Source organism: Pseudomonas sp. PA1(2017) (assembly GCF_001945375.1).
Lineage (GTDB): Bacteria > Pseudomonadota > Gammaproteobacteria > Pseudomonadales > Pseudomonadaceae > Aquipseudomonas.
In genome coordinates this window covers 462657-478747 of record NZ_MSXU01000001.1, presented here as the reverse complement: position 1 = coordinate 478747, position 16091 = coordinate 462657, and the positions used below count along the sequence as shown (strand labels likewise).

15 protein-coding genes and 3 tRNA genes are annotated in these 16091 nt (G+C 62.8%); 7 read left to right on the top strand and 11 right to left on the bottom strand.

Annotation, left to right across the window (positions count from 1 at the left end):
- Positions 1 to 70: 70 nt before the first annotated feature.
- From BVH01_RS02175 to BVH01_RS02160, 4 genes are read right to left on the bottom strand one after another with little or no spacing between them, the layout of a single operon-like run.
- The gene (locus tag BVH01_RS02175) at positions 71 to 700 is read right to left on the bottom strand and encodes an ABC-type transport auxiliary lipoprotein family protein (protein ID WP_075928753.1); all 630 of its coding nucleotides are present in this window, start codon (positions 698 to 700) and stop codon (positions 71 to 73) included.
- A complete protein-coding gene (locus BVH01_RS02170) occupies positions 697 to 1614 on the bottom strand; it encodes an MlaD family protein (RefSeq protein ID WP_075928752.1) in 918 nt (305 codons plus the stop codon). The genes BVH01_RS02175 and BVH01_RS02170 overlap by 4 nt, the downstream gene beginning before the upstream one ends.
- The gene (locus BVH01_RS02165) at positions 1615 to 2394 is read right to left on the bottom strand and encodes an ABC transporter ATP-binding protein (protein ID WP_075928751.1); all 780 of its coding nucleotides are present in this window, start codon (positions 2392 to 2394) and stop codon (positions 1615 to 1617) included.
- Positions 2391 to 3521 (bottom strand): ABC transporter permease, encoded by a 1131-nt coding sequence (locus tag BVH01_RS02160; protein WP_075928750.1) that lies wholly within the window; start codon positions 3519 to 3521, stop codon positions 2391 to 2393. The genes BVH01_RS02165 and BVH01_RS02160 overlap by 4 nt, the downstream gene beginning before the upstream one ends.
- A 243-nt stretch (positions 3522 to 3764) precedes the next feature.
- Between BVH01_RS02160 and BVH01_RS02155 the strand changes: the two genes are divergently transcribed.
- Positions 3765 to 4367, top strand: coding sequence for a nitroreductase family protein (locus BVH01_RS02155; protein ID WP_075929123.1), 603 nt, complete (start codon positions 3765 to 3767; stop codon positions 4365 to 4367).
- 114 nt (positions 4368 to 4481) lie between these two features.
- Positions 4482 to 4901 carry an HPF/RaiA family ribosome-associated protein gene (locus BVH01_RS02150; RefSeq protein WP_075928749.1) on the top strand — a complete coding sequence of 140 codons (420 nt, stop codon included), beginning with the start codon at positions 4482 to 4484 and terminating at the stop codon, positions 4899 to 4901.
- A gap of 127 nt (positions 4902 to 5028) precedes the next feature.
- Here the strand turns inward: BVH01_RS02150 and BVH01_RS02145 are convergent, their stop codons facing one another.
- Positions 5029 to 5532 (bottom strand): hypothetical protein, encoded by a 504-nt coding sequence (locus BVH01_RS02145; protein ID WP_075928748.1) that lies wholly within the window; start codon positions 5530 to 5532, stop codon positions 5029 to 5031.
- A gap of 408 nt (positions 5533 to 5940) precedes the next feature.
- Here BVH01_RS02145 and BVH01_RS02140 point away from each other — a divergent pair, with 408 nt between their 5' ends.
- A complete protein-coding gene (locus tag BVH01_RS02140) occupies positions 5941 to 7104 on the top strand; it encodes an iron-containing alcohol dehydrogenase (RefSeq protein WP_075928747.1) in 1164 nt (387 codons plus the stop codon).
- A gap of 72 nt (positions 7105 to 7176) precedes the next feature.
- Positions 7177 to 7611 carry a thioesterase family protein gene (locus BVH01_RS02135; RefSeq protein WP_075928746.1) on the top strand — a complete coding sequence of 145 codons (435 nt, stop codon included), beginning with the start codon at positions 7177 to 7179 and terminating at the stop codon, positions 7609 to 7611.
- Between the two features lie 43 nt (positions 7612 to 7654).
- Here the strand turns inward: BVH01_RS02135 and BVH01_RS02130 are convergent, their stop codons facing one another.
- The 6 genes from BVH01_RS02130 to BVH01_RS02105 form a co-directional block, all read right to left on the bottom strand.
- Positions 7655 to 8089, bottom strand: a complete 435-nt coding sequence (locus tag BVH01_RS02130; protein WP_075928745.1) for a glycine zipper domain-containing protein — start codon at positions 8087 to 8089, stop codon at positions 7655 to 7657.
- A gap of 205 nt (positions 8090 to 8294) precedes the next feature.
- A complete protein-coding gene (locus BVH01_RS02125; protein WP_075928744.1) occupies positions 8295 to 9014 on the bottom strand; it encodes a TorF family putative porin in 720 nt (239 codons plus the stop codon).
- A gap of 309 nt (positions 9015 to 9323) precedes the next feature.
- Entirely contained in the window at positions 9324 to 11645 is a 2322-nt protein-coding gene (locus tag BVH01_RS02120) for an FdhF/YdeP family oxidoreductase (RefSeq protein ID WP_075928743.1), read from the bottom strand.
- Positions 11642 to 12493 carry a formate dehydrogenase accessory sulfurtransferase FdhD gene (gene fdhD / locus BVH01_RS02115; RefSeq protein WP_256562684.1) on the bottom strand — a complete coding sequence of 284 codons (852 nt, stop codon included), beginning with the start codon at positions 12491 to 12493 and terminating at the stop codon, positions 11642 to 11644. Before fdhD ends, BVH01_RS02120 begins: the two co-directional genes overlap by 4 nt.
- Positions 12494 to 12641: 148 nt before the next feature.
- Positions 12642 to 12974: a PilZ domain-containing protein gene (locus tag BVH01_RS02110; RefSeq protein ID WP_075928742.1), complete on the bottom strand. Its 333-nt coding sequence runs from the start codon at positions 12972 to 12974 to the stop codon at positions 12642 to 12644.
- A gap of 9 nt (positions 12975 to 12983) precedes the next feature.
- Positions 12984 to 15260: a DUF1631 domain-containing protein gene (locus tag BVH01_RS02105; RefSeq protein ID WP_075928741.1), complete on the bottom strand. Its 2277-nt coding sequence runs from the start codon at positions 15258 to 15260 to the stop codon at positions 12984 to 12986.
- Positions 15261 to 15716: 456 nt separating this feature from the next.
- Between BVH01_RS02105 and BVH01_RS02100 the strand changes: the two genes are divergently transcribed.
- The 3 genes from BVH01_RS02100 (at position 15717) to BVH01_RS02090 (ending at position 15959) form a co-directional block, all read left to right on the top strand.
- Positions 15717 to 15792: transfer RNA gene (locus BVH01_RS02100), tRNA-Asn, on the top strand.
- A gap of 9 nt (positions 15793 to 15801) precedes the next feature.
- Positions 15802 to 15878 (top strand) — tRNA-Pro (locus BVH01_RS02095).
- Positions 15879 to 15883: 5 nt separating this feature from the next.
- A tRNA-Lys gene (locus BVH01_RS02090) sits at positions 15884 to 15959 on the top strand.
- The last annotated feature ends 132 nt before the right edge of the window (positions 15960 to 16091 follow it).

Genomic DNA, 16091 nt, shown 5'->3' with positions numbered 1-16091 from the left:
CGGGCATGGCCCGTTCCCACAGTAGAAAGCTGAATGGCTTCCATCAGATGAGTAAGTAGAGCTGCGTCAGTCAGGGCTTGCTGCTATCCGGTGCGTTACGCTGGCCTTCTTTCACCACCCAATCCATCAGTTGGCGTGAAAGCTGGTCGTTGGCGGTGCCAAAGGTCTTGACCACCGACTCCACCGCCGTGTCGCCGGCGATCTGGCGGACTTCGAAACGCCGGCTGGCGAGGATGCGCTGATTGCCGGCCTGCACCAGGCGGGCATCGAGCAGGATATGCACTTCCTGCCGTCCGTTGCGGTACTCGCTCTGGAAGGCGCGCAGATCGCTGCTCAGTTCCAGGTCGGCCTGCAGGCGGCTGTCGTCGCTGCTGACGGCGCCGACGCGACCGTCATCGAGAAAGGCGGCGATCAGCCGGTCGCGAAACAGTGCCGGCGCGCGGTCGCTCCAGCGTGCGCCCTGGTAAGCGCTGATGCGGTCGCCTTGCGGCAGTACGGCGATGCGCGGGCTGTCCAGCAACTGACTGCTCTGTGGGCGGTTGACCCGCAGCGACCAGCTTTGCCGCGGCGCATCGGCTGCGCGCACCGGCAGGTTGCTCGGCAGCAGGTACACGTCGAGAGCCTCGCCCTGGGGAAGGATCGAGCAGGCGCTGAGCAGGCTGGTCAGCAGCAGGGCGCCGGCGGTGGCGAATGCTTTCATGGTTGGAACTCCTTGATGCTGTCGCTGCGCAGCAGATAGCCGGCGGGGTCTTCCTCCAGGCGCCGCGAGAACGAGCGTAGCGAGCCCAAAGTGTCACGCAGCTCATTGATGGCCGGGCCGAGCTCGCCGATGCCCTGCATGCCACCATCGAGGGCGGCGCGGTTGTCCTGCAGCAACTGTTCGATGTTGCTGCTACTGCGCTCCAGCGATGCGGCCAGGCGCTCGGCGCTTTCCAGGGTGTTATGCGCCGGGCCGCTGAACAGCTTGTTGGCGTTGTTCATCAGGGCGCTGGCCTCGCGTCCCGCGGCGCTCATTTGCGCAAGGGCTTCGCGCAGCTCCTCACGCTGTTCAGAGACACTGGCGGTGATCTGTTCCAGGTTGCGCAGGGTCTTGGCGATGTTCTCGCTGTTCTCCCGGGAGAACATGGCGTTGGCGCGATCAAGCAGACGGGTCACGCTGACCATCAGGTCCTCACCGTTTGCCATCAGCCGCGACAACGGCGAGCGGTCGGCGATGATCACCGGTATGCGACCGTTGCTGGCCTTCAGCGGCGGGCTTTCTGGGGAGCCACCGTGCAGCTGGATTACCGCCCCGCCAGTGATGTTGGTGATGGTCAGCCGTGCGCGGGTGTCTTCCTTGATTGGCGTGGCGCTGGTGATGCGGATATTGGCGTGCACCTTGCGCGGGTCTTGCGGGTCGAGGGTCAGGCTGGTGACGTCGCCGACGCGGATACCGCTGTACTGCACGGCGCTACCCTGGGACAGGCCGCTGACCGCTTCGGTGAAGATCACTTCGTAATAATTGAATTGCTTGTCGGCGCTGGACTTGCCCAGCCACAGGGCGAATATCAGGATGGCGCTGACGATCGCCACCGTGAACATGCCGATCAAAACGTGATGGGCGCGTGGTTCCATTCAGCTAATCCTCGCTGCAGCCTGTTCGGCCGCGCGTCCGCGCGGGCCATGGAAATAGTCGTGTATCCAGGGATCGTCGGTGGCGGCGACTACGTCCAGCGTGTCGGCCACCAGTACCCGCTTCTGCGACAGCACGGCCACGCGGTCGCACAGGGTGTAGAGCGTATCCAGGTCATGGGTGACCAGAAACACGCTGAGCCCCAGGGCTCCACGCAGGGTGCGGATCAACTGATCAAAGGCTGCCGCGCCAATCGGGTCGAGGCCTGCGGTCGGCTCGTCGAGAAACAGGATGTCCGGCTCCAGCGCCAGGGCGCGGGCCAGGGCGGCGCGCTTGACCATGCCGCCGGACAGCTCGGTCGGGTACTTGTCGCCAGCGTGACTCGGCAGGCCGACTAGCGCCACTTTGGACTTGGCCAGTCGCTCGGCCTGGCTTCGAGTCAGCCCGGCGTGCTCGATCAGCGGCATGGCAATGTTCTCCAGTACGGTAAGCGACGAGAACAGTGCGCCGCGCTGGTAGAGCACGCCGAAGCGTCGCTCCAGCTCGGATCGGCGCTTGGCGGGCAGCGTCAGCAGGTCTTCGCCGAAGACCCGCACCGTGCCGGCATTGGGCTGGCGCAAGCCCACGATGGTGCGCAGCAGCACTGACTTGCCGGTGCCCGAGCCGCCTACTACGCCGAGTACTTCACCACGGTATAGATCCAGGTTCAGATGCTGGTGCACCACCTGCGGGCCGAACTGATTGGTCAGGTCGTGCACCTGAATGATCGCTTCGCCACTCACCAGCCCATCTCCATCAGAAACAATGCGGCCACGGCATCGACCACGATGACCACGAAGATCGACTGCACCACGCTCGAGGTGGTGCGTTCGCCCACCGATTGCGCGCTGCCGGTGACCTTGAAGCCTTCCCGGCAGCCGATCACTGCGATCAGAAAGGCGAAGATCGGCGCCTTGCCCATGCCGACCAGAAAGTGATTGAGCGGGATATTCTCCTGCAGCAGGTACAGAAACATCGACGGTGAGATATCCAGCGTTAGCAGGCACACCATGGCGCCGCCGAGCATGCCGCAGACCATCGCGATAAAGGTCAGCAGCGGCAGGGCGATCAGCATGGCGAACACCCGTGGCAGCACCAGTAGCTCCATGGGGTTGAGGCCCAGGGTGCGGATCGCGTCGATTTCCTCGTTGGCCTTCATCGAGCCGATCTGCGCGGTGAAGGCGCTCGCGGTCCGGCCGGCCATCAGGATGGCGGTCAGCAGCACCCCGAACTCGCGCAGAAATGAGAAGGCCACCAGGTCGACCGTATAGATGGTCGCGCCGAAATCCCTGAGGATGGTCGCGCCGAGAAAGGCCACCACGGCGCCGACCAAAAAGGTCAGCAGGGCAACGATGGGCACCGCGTTGAGGCCGATCTGCTCGAGGTGCGAGGCCAGTGATGTCAATCGCCAGCGGCGCGGGTTGAGCAGGATAAGCAGCATGCTGCTGAGTGTCAGGCCGACGAAGCCCAGCAGGCCCACAGCCTTGTGCCAGACACCTTCCATTACTTCGCCGATATGGCCGAAGAATTCGCGGTAGGTGGAGCGGCTCGGGGGCTCGGTCACCTGGCGACTCTGCTGCATGGTGTGGGCGACCGTGTGCAACAGAGCGCGACGCTCGTCACTGAATGCGCCGTCGGCTAGTAGCGCGATCAGCCGCTCGGCACCGATCAGTTCGACCAGCAGGCTGGCGCCTGCGGTATCCAGGGCGTTGAGTTCACTCAGGTCTGCGCGGGCGTTTGCACTGAGCAGCGGGCGAGCCTCGTCGACCTGAGGCAGCAGCGTAGCGTAATGAGCGAGCGTCCAGTCGCCGCTTACCTGCAGCGCATCGGCGTCGTTGGTGGGCAGGCTGATGTAGGGCGAATGAGTCATGGCCGACAGCTTAACGCCGGATGCTTTGGATGGAACAGCCGTTGATGAGTCGCACGTGCGATTAGCCGATTTGACGAAATGTTCATCGCCCAGCCGCAGCGGGGCTTGGCGTATCGACCGGTGGTTCGGCGCAGCGGCTCGAATGAATCGTTACAGACGATGAATCACATCGGAATGCTCAATTGGCGCTGGCGCCTCGGCTTGCCTAGCATGGGCGAGTTTTCCATCCCTGTGGAGTTTGCCATGCATATCGATGAAGCCATTCGCAGCCGCCGCGCCGTCAAAGGTTATGACGCCGGTTTCACCTTGAGCGCCGAAGAAAAGAACGAGTTGCTGCAACTGGCGCTGCTCGCGCCTACGGCCTTCAACTTGCAGCATGTGCGCCTGGTGGAAGTCAGCGACCCGGCGCTGCGTCAGCAGATTCGCGAAGTCGGCTGGGGGCAGGCGCAGATGACCGACGCCTCGATGCTGGTGGTGGTCTGTGCCCAGGTCGACAGCTGGGAGAAGAACGTCAGCCGCGTGTGGGACGGCGCGCCGGTCGAGGTGCAGCAGTTCATGGCGGGCGCCATCGATAACTACTACCGCGACAAGCCCCAGGTACAGCGCGACGAAACCATGCGCAGCTGCGGCCTGGTGGCGCAAACCCTGATGCTCGCGGCGCGCGGCAAGGGCCTGGATTCCTGCCCCATGGACGGCTTCGATTTCGACGCCGTGGCCAAGCTGATCAACCTGCCCGACAACCACGTGATCGGTCTGATGGTCGCCGTAGGCAAGAAGGCCATCGATGCCAAGCCGCGTATCGGCAAGCTGCCGTTCGATGAAGTAGTGATCCGCGACCGCTTCTGACGCGGGCTCGCTCGCCGCTGCTGCCGCAATCGCCGGCTGCAGCGGCAATCAACAGGAACCTAGTCTCACCCGGCCGCCTCCAAGTTCGTAGACCCGTCGAAAGCGAGGAAGACCATGCAAGTTCATGTGAACAGCAACCATATCGAAGGCAGCGCACGTCTACAGGAATGGGTGAGCGGATCCGTGGCGGATCGACTGGAGCGTTACGAGGAGTTTCTGTCGCGGGTGGAAGTGCATATCAGCGACGAAAACGGTGGCAAGAGCGGCGCGGACGACAAGCGCTGCCAGATCGAGGCTCGCCCCAAGGGTCATCAGCCGCTGTCTGTTACCCACAAGGCTGAGTCGCTGGAGCAGGCCATCGAAGGCGCCGCTGAGAAGATGCGCCATGCGCTGGAACACCTGGTCGGTAAGTTGGAAAGCAAGCCGGTCGGGACTGGTCATTTGCAACAGCAATTGGAAGGTGACGAGGAAAATGCTGATGCTCTGCTGCAGGAGGAGTTTCTGCAGCGTCAGGAGGCACTGGGCAAGGAGTGAGAACGGAGGCGCCCACTTTATATAGTGGCGCCTTGATCAGATTCTCCGTCGGATAAGAACCGGGCCCTGCGGCAGATCATGGATCTACCGCAGGGCCCGATTTTTTTGGGGGCTATTTCAGCGTCGGTCAGGCGACCAGGCTGCGGCCGATGAAGTCTGGAGACTCTGTCTGGCGGTAAGTCGAAATGGCTTCAGCCGCCAAACGCGGGTTTACCTGCGCAGCATTTGCCGCCGGCGGGGTAATTTCGCTCTGCACCCGCTGCCTGGCAAGGCTTTCGGCGGACAGTGGATTGAGCACTTCCTGGCGTTGCTCCTGAAGTGCCTCAAGCCGCTGCTCGCGTAATTGCTCGTCCAGTTCCCGGGCAGCATCCTGGCGTTCCTGACGCACCTGTAGCGCGCGTTCTTCTTCCTGTTCCTGCTGAGCGATACGCTCTTCACGTGCCTCACGCAGGCGATCCTGACGTTCCTGATCGACACGCCGGCGTTCCAGCAACTGCTCTTGTGCATCGTTCAGGCGCTGCGCCGCGGGCGTTACGCGGTCCAGAGCGTTGGTCTGCAGCCCATTGTTAGTAGTACCAACTGGCCGATAGCTGTACTGGCCGATATTCATGCCGTCGATGGAAAGGGGCATGAGTCACCTCCGTCTTTCACTTCGATGAACTCAGTCTAAATCGAGCGAGCGACGGGCTTTAGGCAGATATGTCATAACCACAATAACGGGATGGACTAGCACTTTTTTCACGGGTAATTGTCGGCTTCGTCGGTGATTTTCGCGGTTTCGGGTGAAAGCCGCATGTTTGCTGGCCTGGGCGGCGTCACCCGATAAAGACCCCTGGCAGATGCGCTGAGCGCGCGTGGCGCCATGGGTTGGTTAAGCCTGGCTGTTAATCGACGAACGGCTACCTTCCCGCGCTTTTCCGAGCAGATCCAGGCTCACGGCCTACTATGAACAAAGGCCTTGCCGGGATGCTGCGATCTTGAAATGACAGGGGCATGGTCTTTCGCGCGATATCGCGCTGCACAGAACGAGGAAAGCGCCATGCAGCCATTCAGTTTCGCTACAGCCGCCCATCTCATCTGCGAGCCCGGAGCCGTCAAGCGGCTTGTGCCGTTATGCCAGGCGTGGGGCGCGCGCTCCGTAGCACTGGTGACCGATGCCGGTGTCGCCCGGCAGGATTTCTTCGAAGATGTACGTAGCGCTTTTGCCAAGGGCGGCGTAGCGCTGCACGTGTTCGACGGCGTGCTGGCGGGGGCGCCGGAAGCCGTCATCGGCAATGCCACGCAGTTCGCCAGGGACGCCCAGGCCAATCTGGTGATCGGCTTTGGCGGCGGCAGCTCGCTGGATGTGGCCAAGTTGGTCGCGCAGCTGGCGCATCCCGATTGCCGGCAGACGCTGAGCGATCTTTACGGCATCGACAAGGCAGCGGCGCAGCGCTTGCCGCTGATTCAGGTGCCGACCACGGCTGGTAGCGGTTCCGAAGTGACGCCCATTGCCGTGGTGACTACCCAGCATGCGACTCGGGTCGCGGTGGTGTCGGCGCGCTTGTTGCCGGACCTGGCGCTGCTCGATGCCGAACTCACCCTGCAGTTGCCGGCACCGATCACCGCTGCCTGCGGCATGTTGGCCATGGGCCACGCCGTCGAGGCTTACACTGGCGCGCGGCGCAAGAATCCGCTTTCCGACATGCTGGCCCGCGAAGCGTTGAGCCTGCTCGGTGCCAACCTGGACGAAGCCGTACACAACGGCGTCAATCGCGACGCCCGCCAAGCCATGCTACTGGGCGCCTGCCTGGCGGGGCAGGCTTATGCCAATGCGCCGCTGGCGGCGGTGCATGCGTTGGCTTATCCGCTGAGCGGACATTGCCAGGTGCCCCATGGTGTCAGCACGGCGGTGTTGCTGCCCCATGTGCTGGGCTTCAACGCCTCGGTAGCGGCACCGCTCTACGAGGAATTGGCGCCGCTGCTATTGGGCGATCGCCTGCGCAGCGGCGATGCCACGGATCACACCGAGCAGTTTATCATCGAGCTGGCCGACCTCAGCGAGCGCAGTGGTTTGCCTGCGCGCCTGCGCGATGTGGGCGTCGAGCAGGATTTGCTGCCGCGTCTGGCCACCGACGCCATGGTGCATGACCGTCTGCTGGCCAATAATCCGCGGGAAATGACCCAGGCCCACGCGCTGGCCATCTATCAGGTCGCTTACTAGCCGAGCGCAGTTGTCACCTCGGCAGGAGGCCGGCACCATGCCGGCTTCCGTTCTTTTGCGAGGTGGCAACCCATGCAACAGCCGCAGCACCTGCGCGAGCACTATCGTCACTTCCAGCCGATCACCACGCGCTGGCACGACAACGACCTGTATGGCCACGTCAACAACGTTACCTACTACAGCTACTTCGATACGGCGGTGAATACCTACCTGATCGAATCAGGCGGCCTGGATATCCATCGTGGCGAAGTCGTGGGCTTCGTGGTGAGTTCGAGCTGCGATTACTTCGAGTCGATTGCCTTTCCAGAGCGCGTGGAGGTTGGCCTGCGGATTGGCAAGCTGGGCAACAGCTCGGTGCAGTATGAACTCGCGGTGTTTCGCGAAGGGCAGATGCAGGCCTGCGCGGCGGGGCGGTTCGTGCATGTCTTCGTGGATCGGCAGAGCAACCAGCCAGTAGCTATTCCGCAGGCGTTGCGCCAGGCCATGGAGGTTTTGCTGGTGGCTTGAGCCATCAAGGGCGCCGAGGCGCCCTTGATGATTGAACCGATGATTAGCGGTGACGATGCTTGTGATGGCGCTTGTGGTGCTTCTTGCCATGCCGGTGGCCGTTGTCGCGATAACGGGATTCATGGCGGTTGCTGTCCGCCACTTCGTTGGCCAAGGCGCCACCGGCAGCGCCGCCCAGGCCGGCGCCAATGGTCGAGCCGGTGCTGCCGCCGAACTGATTGCCCAGCACCGAACCGCCTGCTGCGCCCAGGCCGCCGCCCAGCGCTGCCTCGGTCTTGTTGCGTGAGCTGATGGCACCACCAGCGGCGCCGCCCAGGCCAGCACCTATTGCAGCACCCGTGCTGCCTCCCAGTTGCTGGCCGACGATATTGCCCAGCGCGCCGCCGACTCCGCTGCCAATGGCAGTCTTGGTGGTATCGGCATAGGCCAGGGGAGAAATCATTGCACTGAAGGCCAGTGCGCTAAGGAATGTACGCATCGCGTAACCCTCGAAGATGACCCTTGCGGGCGTAGCCCATGGCTCGGCCATGGTTCCTGCGGCCACCGTGCAGTGCCGGTGACATCTCCTTAGTAGCGGGCGCGTGGAGGAAATTCCCGAGGGCGAATTAAAGATACAGGTGTGAATGTATCAAGATGTGTTTGGTGGGGCGTCGGGCTGATGCGTGCTGTCGCCCGCAAAGCGTCTAGAACAGCGATCTCGACGCCTTGATCGAGAACCAGACTTCGCACTCGGTGTTGTGCCCCGAATAAGCCGAGCAGGCCTCACCGCTCAGGCTCGAATCCGAGTACGAGAAGTCGAAGTCGATGCCTTTCCATGGGCGCGAAAGGCTCAGCGACCAGTCATTGAACGAGCTGACCTGGCCGCCGCCGGAGATCTGCTTGGGGTTGTCGAGCAGGTGGTTGCCGTAGCGCACGATCACCGCCATGCCCAGCACTTTCACGCGGCCGAGATCGGCTAGCACGGTGCTGTTGAAACGGTTCGGGTCGTTGCTGAAGGAGAAACCGAAGCGGCGCGCATCGTAGGTCAGGCCGGCGTACACATCCTGGCTGTCGAGGTGGGTATAGCCCGGGTGGCTGTAGCGGATGGTGCCAACTTCATAGCCGAGCGAGTCGACGAATTGCTGGCGATAGCCCACGTAGCTGTTGAGTTCCATGCGGCTGCCCGGGCTTATCCCCAGGTTGGGCGACCACTGGCCCAGGTACCAGCCACTGGGGTGGCTCAAGTCCAGCCCACCGTGAAAGGCCCCGCCGCTCTCGGGCTTGACCAGCCCCTGGGCCATGCTGCGACTTGGCGTGGTGCCCAGATTGAGTTCGTAGTCGCCCAGCTCACGCTCCATGATCGCTGCCTGGGCGTGGATGCTCAGCAGAGCCGCCCCTAGCAGGACGACAGATGGAAACCGCATGGTATTCCCTCCCGTTGAGGCCAATGACAGCGAGGCCAGGCGGCTTTTCAGAAGCCTGGTAGTCAGTGGCACGGTTGTCGCTCGTTTGGCAGAAACCCGAAGGGCCACATCGTGGCTTGGGCACAACTACGCGCTTCGATTGAGCGCTTCGATACACGTTAACCGAGGTGGATAACGGCAAAGGGACATCAGAGGGCGATTTGAGGCAGTAAGTGCCGTGTTTCCGACGAACTGCAGTCTGATCGTTGCAGGGGAGGAAGAAGCCCTCGCCTCGGGCAATGAGCCCGAGGCGGAAGGGCCGTGGCGTCTTTACAGGATGCGCGCGGTTTCCTGCGCGGCGTGCAGGCGAATGGCGACGAATTTGGAGGTCGGTGTGTGGCTGCCCAGGCCGACGCTCTGCAGCGGCACCAGCGGGTTGGCTTCCGGGTAGTAGGCAGCCGCCTGGCCGGCCGGAATGTCGAAGGCCAGCAGGGTAAAGCCGACTACCTTGCGCTCCACGCCGTCGTCCCACAGCGAAGTGATGTCCACCTTCTGCCCCGGCTTGTAACCCAGTCGGGTGATATCGGCTTCGTTGACGAACAGCACGTCACGCTGGCCACGAACACCGCGGTAGCGGTCATCGAGGCCGTAGATGGTGGTGTTGTACTGGTCGTGGGAACGCATGGTCTGCAGGATCAGATCCGGCGTCTGGCCGCTGTTGCGCACCTGAGGTGGCAGCAGGTCGGCCATCAGTGCGTTGGATTTGAAGTTGGCCTTGCCGGTGGTGGTCTTCCACTGGCGCGCGCCAGCCGAGTTGCCCAGGTAGAAACCGCCCGGGTGCTGCACGCGGGTGTTGAAGTCCTGGAAACCGGGAATGGTATCGGCGATCAGATCGCGAACGCGACTGTAGTCGGCGATCATCGCATCCCAATCGACCGGGTGGTTGCCCAGGGTGGCCTTGGCGATACCGGCGACGATGGCGGGCTCCGAGCGCATGTCCTTGGACAGCGGGTCCAGCTGGCCGTAGGAGGCGTGGATCATGCTGAACGAGTCTTCCACGGTGATCGCTTGCGGGCCGGTGGCCTGGATATCGATATCGGTACGGCCCAGGCACGGCAGGATCAGCGCATCCTTGCCGGTGGTCAGGTGGCTGCGGTTGAGCTTGGTGCTGATCTGTACGGTCAGGTCGCAGTTCTGCAGCGCCTTGTGGGTTCGCGGGCTGTCCGGCGTGGCCTGGGCAAAGTTGCCGCCCAGGGCGATGAACACCTTGGCCTGGCCGTCGACCATGGCGTTGATCGCTTCCACGGTGTTGTGGCCGTTGTCGCGCGGCACCTTGAACCGGAAGCGCTTCTCGATATTGTCGAGCAGCAGCACCGGCGGGCGATCGTTGATGCCCATGGTGCGGTCGCCCTGCACGTTGCTGTGGCCGCGCACCGGGCACAGGCCGGCGCCGGGGCGGCCGAGGTTGCCGCGCAACAGTTGCAGGTTGACGATTTCCTGGATGGTGGCCACCGAGTGGACGTGCTGGGTAATGCCCATCGCCCAGCACATGATCACTTTCTCGGCGCGGCGGTACATCAGCGCCGCCTGTTCGATTTCGTCCAGGGTCAGGCCGGACTGCTCGACCAGCGATTCCCACGAGGTTTCGTCGAGCACGGCGAGGTAGGCATCGACACCATCGGTGTGTTCGGCGATGAAGGCATGGTCGAAGACTGGCTTCTCACCCTTGGCGACGGCTTCGCGCTCCCACTGCAGCAGGAACTTGGCGATGCCGCGCAGCGCCGCCATGTCGCCACCCAGGGCTGGGCGGAAGAACGCGGTGTTGAGCGGCTCGGAGCCGTTGGTGAGCATTTCCAGCGCGTGCTGCGGATGTTGGAAGCGCTCCAGGCCACGCTCCTTGAGCGGGTTGAAGGCGACGACCTGGGCGCCACGCTTGACCGCCTCACGCAGCGGCTCGAGCATGCGCGGGTGGTTGGTGCCCGGGTTCTGGCCGAGCACGAAGATGGCGTCGGCGTGTTCGAAGTCGGCGAAGGTCACGCTGCCCTTGCCGATGCCGACGCTCTGGGTCAGCGCCACACCGCTGGCTTCGTGGCACATGTTCGAGCAGTCGGGGAAGTTGTTGGTGCCATAGGCGCGCACGAACAACTGATAGAGGAACGCCGCTTCATTGCTGGCGCGACCCGAGGTATAGAACTCGGCCTGGTTGGGGGTCTCGAGGTTCTTCAGGTGCTTGGCGATCAGGCTGAAGGCGTCATCCCAGGAAGTCGGCACGTAGCGGTCGGTGGCTGCGTCGTAGCGCATCGGCTCGGTCAGGCGGCCCTGATATTCCAGCCAGTAGTCGCTTTGCTCGCGCAACTGGCTGACGGAGTACTTGGCGAAGAACTTGGCGTCGACGCGGCGCTTGGTGGCTTCCCAGTTCACAGCCTTGGCGCCGTTCTCGCAGAACTTGATGCGGCCGTCTTCCGGCGAGTCGCCCCACGCGCAGCCCGGGCAGTCGAAACCACCGTTCTGGTTGGTCTTGAGCAGTGCGCGCAGGTTCTTGAACGGCTGTTTGCTGTCCAGCCAGAACTGGGTAACGCTGATCAGCGCACCCCAACCGGCGGCAGCGCCTTTGTAGGGTTTGTAACGCGGGTTAACGGGTTGCAGGCTCATGGCTGTTCTTCTCTTGCAGGCGGCGCGGGGCTGTAGACCCGTGGCGCGCTGTGGTGGGGCAAATGAATCAGGTTGAGGTTGTGCCGGCGCGCCCATTGCACGGTCAGGGCGGTCGGGGCCGACAGGCTGACCAGGTTGCCGATGCCGGCCCTGACCGCCTTGTGAATCAGTTCCAGGCTGCAGCGGCTGGTGACCACCGCAAAGCCCTGGCGGACATCGTGTTTCTCGCGCAGCAGCGCGCCGATCAGCTTGTCCAGCGCGTTGTGCCGGCCGATGTCTTCCCGGCACACCGTGATCTCGCCGTTCGCGTCGACATACGCTGCGGCGTGCAGGGCGCCGCTGCGGCGGGCCAGGTCCTGCACGGCGGCGATACGTTCGCGCAGATCGAACAAATGCGCGGCGTCGGGCAGCCCGGCCTGGTCCAGGGTCGCCAGCTGCGGCAGTGCCTGATCAAGTGCTTCCACACCGCACAGACCGCAACCGCTGGTGCCAGCCAGTTGCCTGCGCTGCTGCTTCATCGCCCAGAAGGCGCGGCTGCTGATCTCTACCTCGGCGCTAATGGCCGGGCCGAGGTGCTGTAGGCGAATGTCATAAATATCGTCGATGGAATCGACGACGGCGCTGCTCAGGCTGAACCCGACGATGAAATCTTCAACGGCAGTTGGCGACACCATCATCACGGCATGGCTGATGCCGTTGTAACTGATGGCCAGTGCGCTCTCCTGAGCCAATACGGCTGACCCCTCGGCTGCAGGATTGCCCAGTTCGGCAAAGGCGTAACCTTCCGCCTCCTGGGCGACAGGCTGGGTACGGCTGGCAACGGCGGAAATCTCGGCTGACCGGGGCACGGCAAGCTCCCCTGCGGCGGATTGACACAGAGAAGCCTAGGCGTTTGCCGGGCAAGCGTCTAATCGCTGTTGCCGATGCCTTGATCGATGCTGTTTATCGGTAGGGCTGGAAATGCTCTATGATCCGCTTTTCAGGACCGCCAATTGCTCAACCTTTGCCCTGCAAATGCTTAAGGAGCGCTTGCAGCTTTTGCACATTGAGCGCGTCTATGTCGATGATGTGATAGCCCGCCCAGGACGGCTGACCGGGTGCGCCCTCGCGACTCCATAAACAGTCGGCGGTGAAACGCACCTCGTCTGCGTCTTCGCCTACCAGTTTGCATTCCACCAGCCTGTCGGCAGCTTGCGGGGTCATGCTGCACAGCATGAAGCCTTCGCTGGACAGGTCGGCGATCCGACCCAGATACGAATCGCGGTGCTGATCATAGACTTCGAGCAGCGAGGTCGACTGATAGCGAGGATGCTGGCGACGATCATCCATGGGTGGCCCTCAGGTGGTTCGTCCGGTCAGTTGCTGAAGCACACGATAGACGGCGTGCAGTGCGCGGTCGACCATCGGCGCCGAGCGGTCGGGTTTGCTGCGGCGTGCGGTGCCCTGCTGCATTTCCTCGGCGAGCTGATCCACCGACTTGACCGCCGCTCGCTGGCCGTTACGGTCCACGAACATGTAGTTGTGGGTCGTGGGGCTGTACCAGGACAGCTTCAGGGTTTGCCGCTTGCCACCCAGGATGAAATCGAACCAAGTGCCGAACTCGAGTTTCTCCAGCTCGCTAACCAGGTTTTGATCGGCGTGGCGCTGACCTTTGCGCGACGTGGCGAGCAGCGCCGCTTCGTCACTCAGCATGGCGCCCAGTGGATTGGGGCTCGGGGGTAGGCTCAGCTTAGAGGCCAGTTGGGGTTGCCCGGCCTGTACCGCGTGCTGGCAGGCGACCAGATCCTGCAGCAGGCGGCGTACGTCGTCTTCGCGATAACCGCCGAGCAGCATCAGGCCATTGCGCAGCTCATCGAGCATGTCGACGCGCAGGCGCTGCAGGCGATCACGCTGCGCGGCGTCGAGCGGCGTGGCGCTCCAGGCCAGGTTCTCTGCCGTTTCGCAGGCGCGCTGCCACTCCTGGCTGGAGGCGCCGTGGCGCAGCTGGATGAACACCAGTACGTCGATCCAGGTGCGCTCGAGGAACTGCCGGATGATCGGCGGAGGCGAGCGCTTGGCCAGCGCCTGGGCGATCGCCTGGGCGGCGCTGTGACGAGCCCCGAGCAGCTTGTCGCGACCTTTGGCCGTCTCCACGGCGCGGCGTTCCTGAAGCTCCACCCGCTGCTTTATACCGCGGGTGAACTCATCGAATTCGCCAAGGAGCATCTCGAACAGGCGCAGGTCACCACTGAAATTCTGGACGATCTGGCGCACCACCCACTGCACCTTGGCCAGCAAACCATAGGTGTCATCCTGGGCACCGTACAGCACACCGGCCTGGGCCATGGCGTTGATCAGCCGCCGCGCCGGGTGATGGGGCTGACCGAATAGCGCGCGGTCGAACAGTGCCACCTTCAGGCAAGGCGTATGCAGGTGGGAGAGGGCGACCTTGTAGGGTTGCGGCAGGTTTTCGTCATCGAGGATGAAGTCGAAGATCATCCCGACCAGATCGATGACATCGGTTTCCTGGTTGCCCACGCGGTGTTGCTGGGGCGCTTCATTATGGCTGGCGAGCTGGCGATGCAGATCGGTCTTCAGGTCGGTGACGTGCAGTGGGCGATCCGGATGCTGCGTGAGTTCGACGGCGGAGGCCTGTTGCAGCCTATTCAGTGCTTCGAGCAGTTCGCCCGCTTCATACGTGCGCTTGGCGCCCTGCGGCGCGAAACTGGCCATGCTCGGCGAGCCATTGAGCGGGCCGATGGCGTGCTGCTGTTTACGGTATTCGGCCAGCAATCTGTCGAGCCCGGCGGCCAGGTGCTCGGCATCGGCGGGCGGGCTCGCGGTCAGGTCGACCGGCGCAGGCGAGCGGCGAGTCTCGGTGAAGCTGCTCGCGGATGGGCTGCTGGGAGAAGGTGATGATGGCTCCGCAGCACGTGCAGGGGCGAATTTCAGATTGGGCAGCACGCCGGCTTCGATCAGTCGGGTGTTGAGTGCCTCATAGAGTGCGTCCAGCCCCTGCATCAATTGCTTGTCGAACAGGCCATAGAGCACCAGCTTGATTCGCAGCGGCAATTCGCTCGGTTGCAGGGCCGTCAGCAAGGCTTGGGCAATCGTCTTCGGGGAAAGCGGATTGACCTCAGCCGGCACGGGCTGGCCGTTGTTGAGCAGGGCCAGGCGCTTGTCCAGCGCGAACAGGGCCTGTGCGCAGCGCGTTTGAACTCGCTGCGCCATGTTGGTGACCTGCAGCGCTTCCTCGTAGGCCTCGTTGTCGATCAGCGCCAGGTCTTCGGCCGGAACGTCCGCGGGCTGGCTGGCGACCAGCTTGCCGTCGAGGAAATCGGCGATGCCTTTGGAAATGCTCAGGTGATAGCGGCGTTCGATCTGCGGCCGCAGCCTGCGCACTTCGCGCATGCTGTCGAAGAACATGGCCTGGACCTGATTGTTCTCCGCCTGCTCGGCACATTGAAAGAGGGTGTCATCGACCTGGGCGAAGGTGCGTGTCAGATGATCTGCCAGGTGATTGAGCACCAGCTTGCGGCAGCTCTGCCCCAACTCGCTGAAGCGCGGCTGGATGCCTCTGCTGGCCAGCGTGCTGGAGATGCCGGGGGATGGCGGCGGCGTGCCCTGAGTGCTCATCTTTGATCCTGATTAAGGTCCGACGCGGTGCATCAGGCTGTGCAGGTATGCCTAGGGTCAGTTGCCGCTTCACACGCGACCGCGCCGGAGCCCGTTTTGTCGCGAGGCAAGGCACGAGCCGCGAAGTTTAGCGGGCTAAATGAGCCGGCGAGAAACGCAGTATCGCGGCAAAACGAGCCCGGCCCATTGGGTTGCGCGGGAAATCTCGCCATGCGTCGTTGGAGGACTTGAAAAGGGAACGCCATTCCCTGCGTCCTCCGCCTAGCCTGGCGAGATTTCTCGCGGCAACGCGGCTCGCGTTTGAAACGGTAACAGACCCTATAGGTAAAGCAAATGACTACCCGTTCGCAAAGCATTGTCATAAAAGCAATTTAGGGGGTTGACAGCGGTTTGCGAAACCGTAAAATGGCGCGCCTCTGCAGCGGCAACGCAAACAGAGAAAAGAAAGAGCATAGTTCCGCGATAGCTCAGTCGGTAGAGCAAATGACTGTTAATCATTGGGTCCCTGGTTCGAGTCCAGGTCGCGGAGCCAATCTTTCCTCGGGGTGTAGCGCAGTCCGGTAGCGCGCCTGCTTTGGGAGCAGGATGTCAGGAGTTCGAATCCCCTCACCCCGACCATATTTGGGTCGTTAGCTCAGTTGGTAGAGCAGTTGGCTTTTAACCAATTGGTCGTAGGTTCGAATCCTACACGACCCACCATTTCAAGCACTGCTTGAGTAAAGAACCCGCCAAAAGGCGGGTTTTTTGCTTTCCGGGTTCTGGTTTGTATTTTCCGCGCAGCACTGCGGAGCTTGGCTGGCGGTGGTTTTCGCCCGCGCGGCCTAGCAGTAC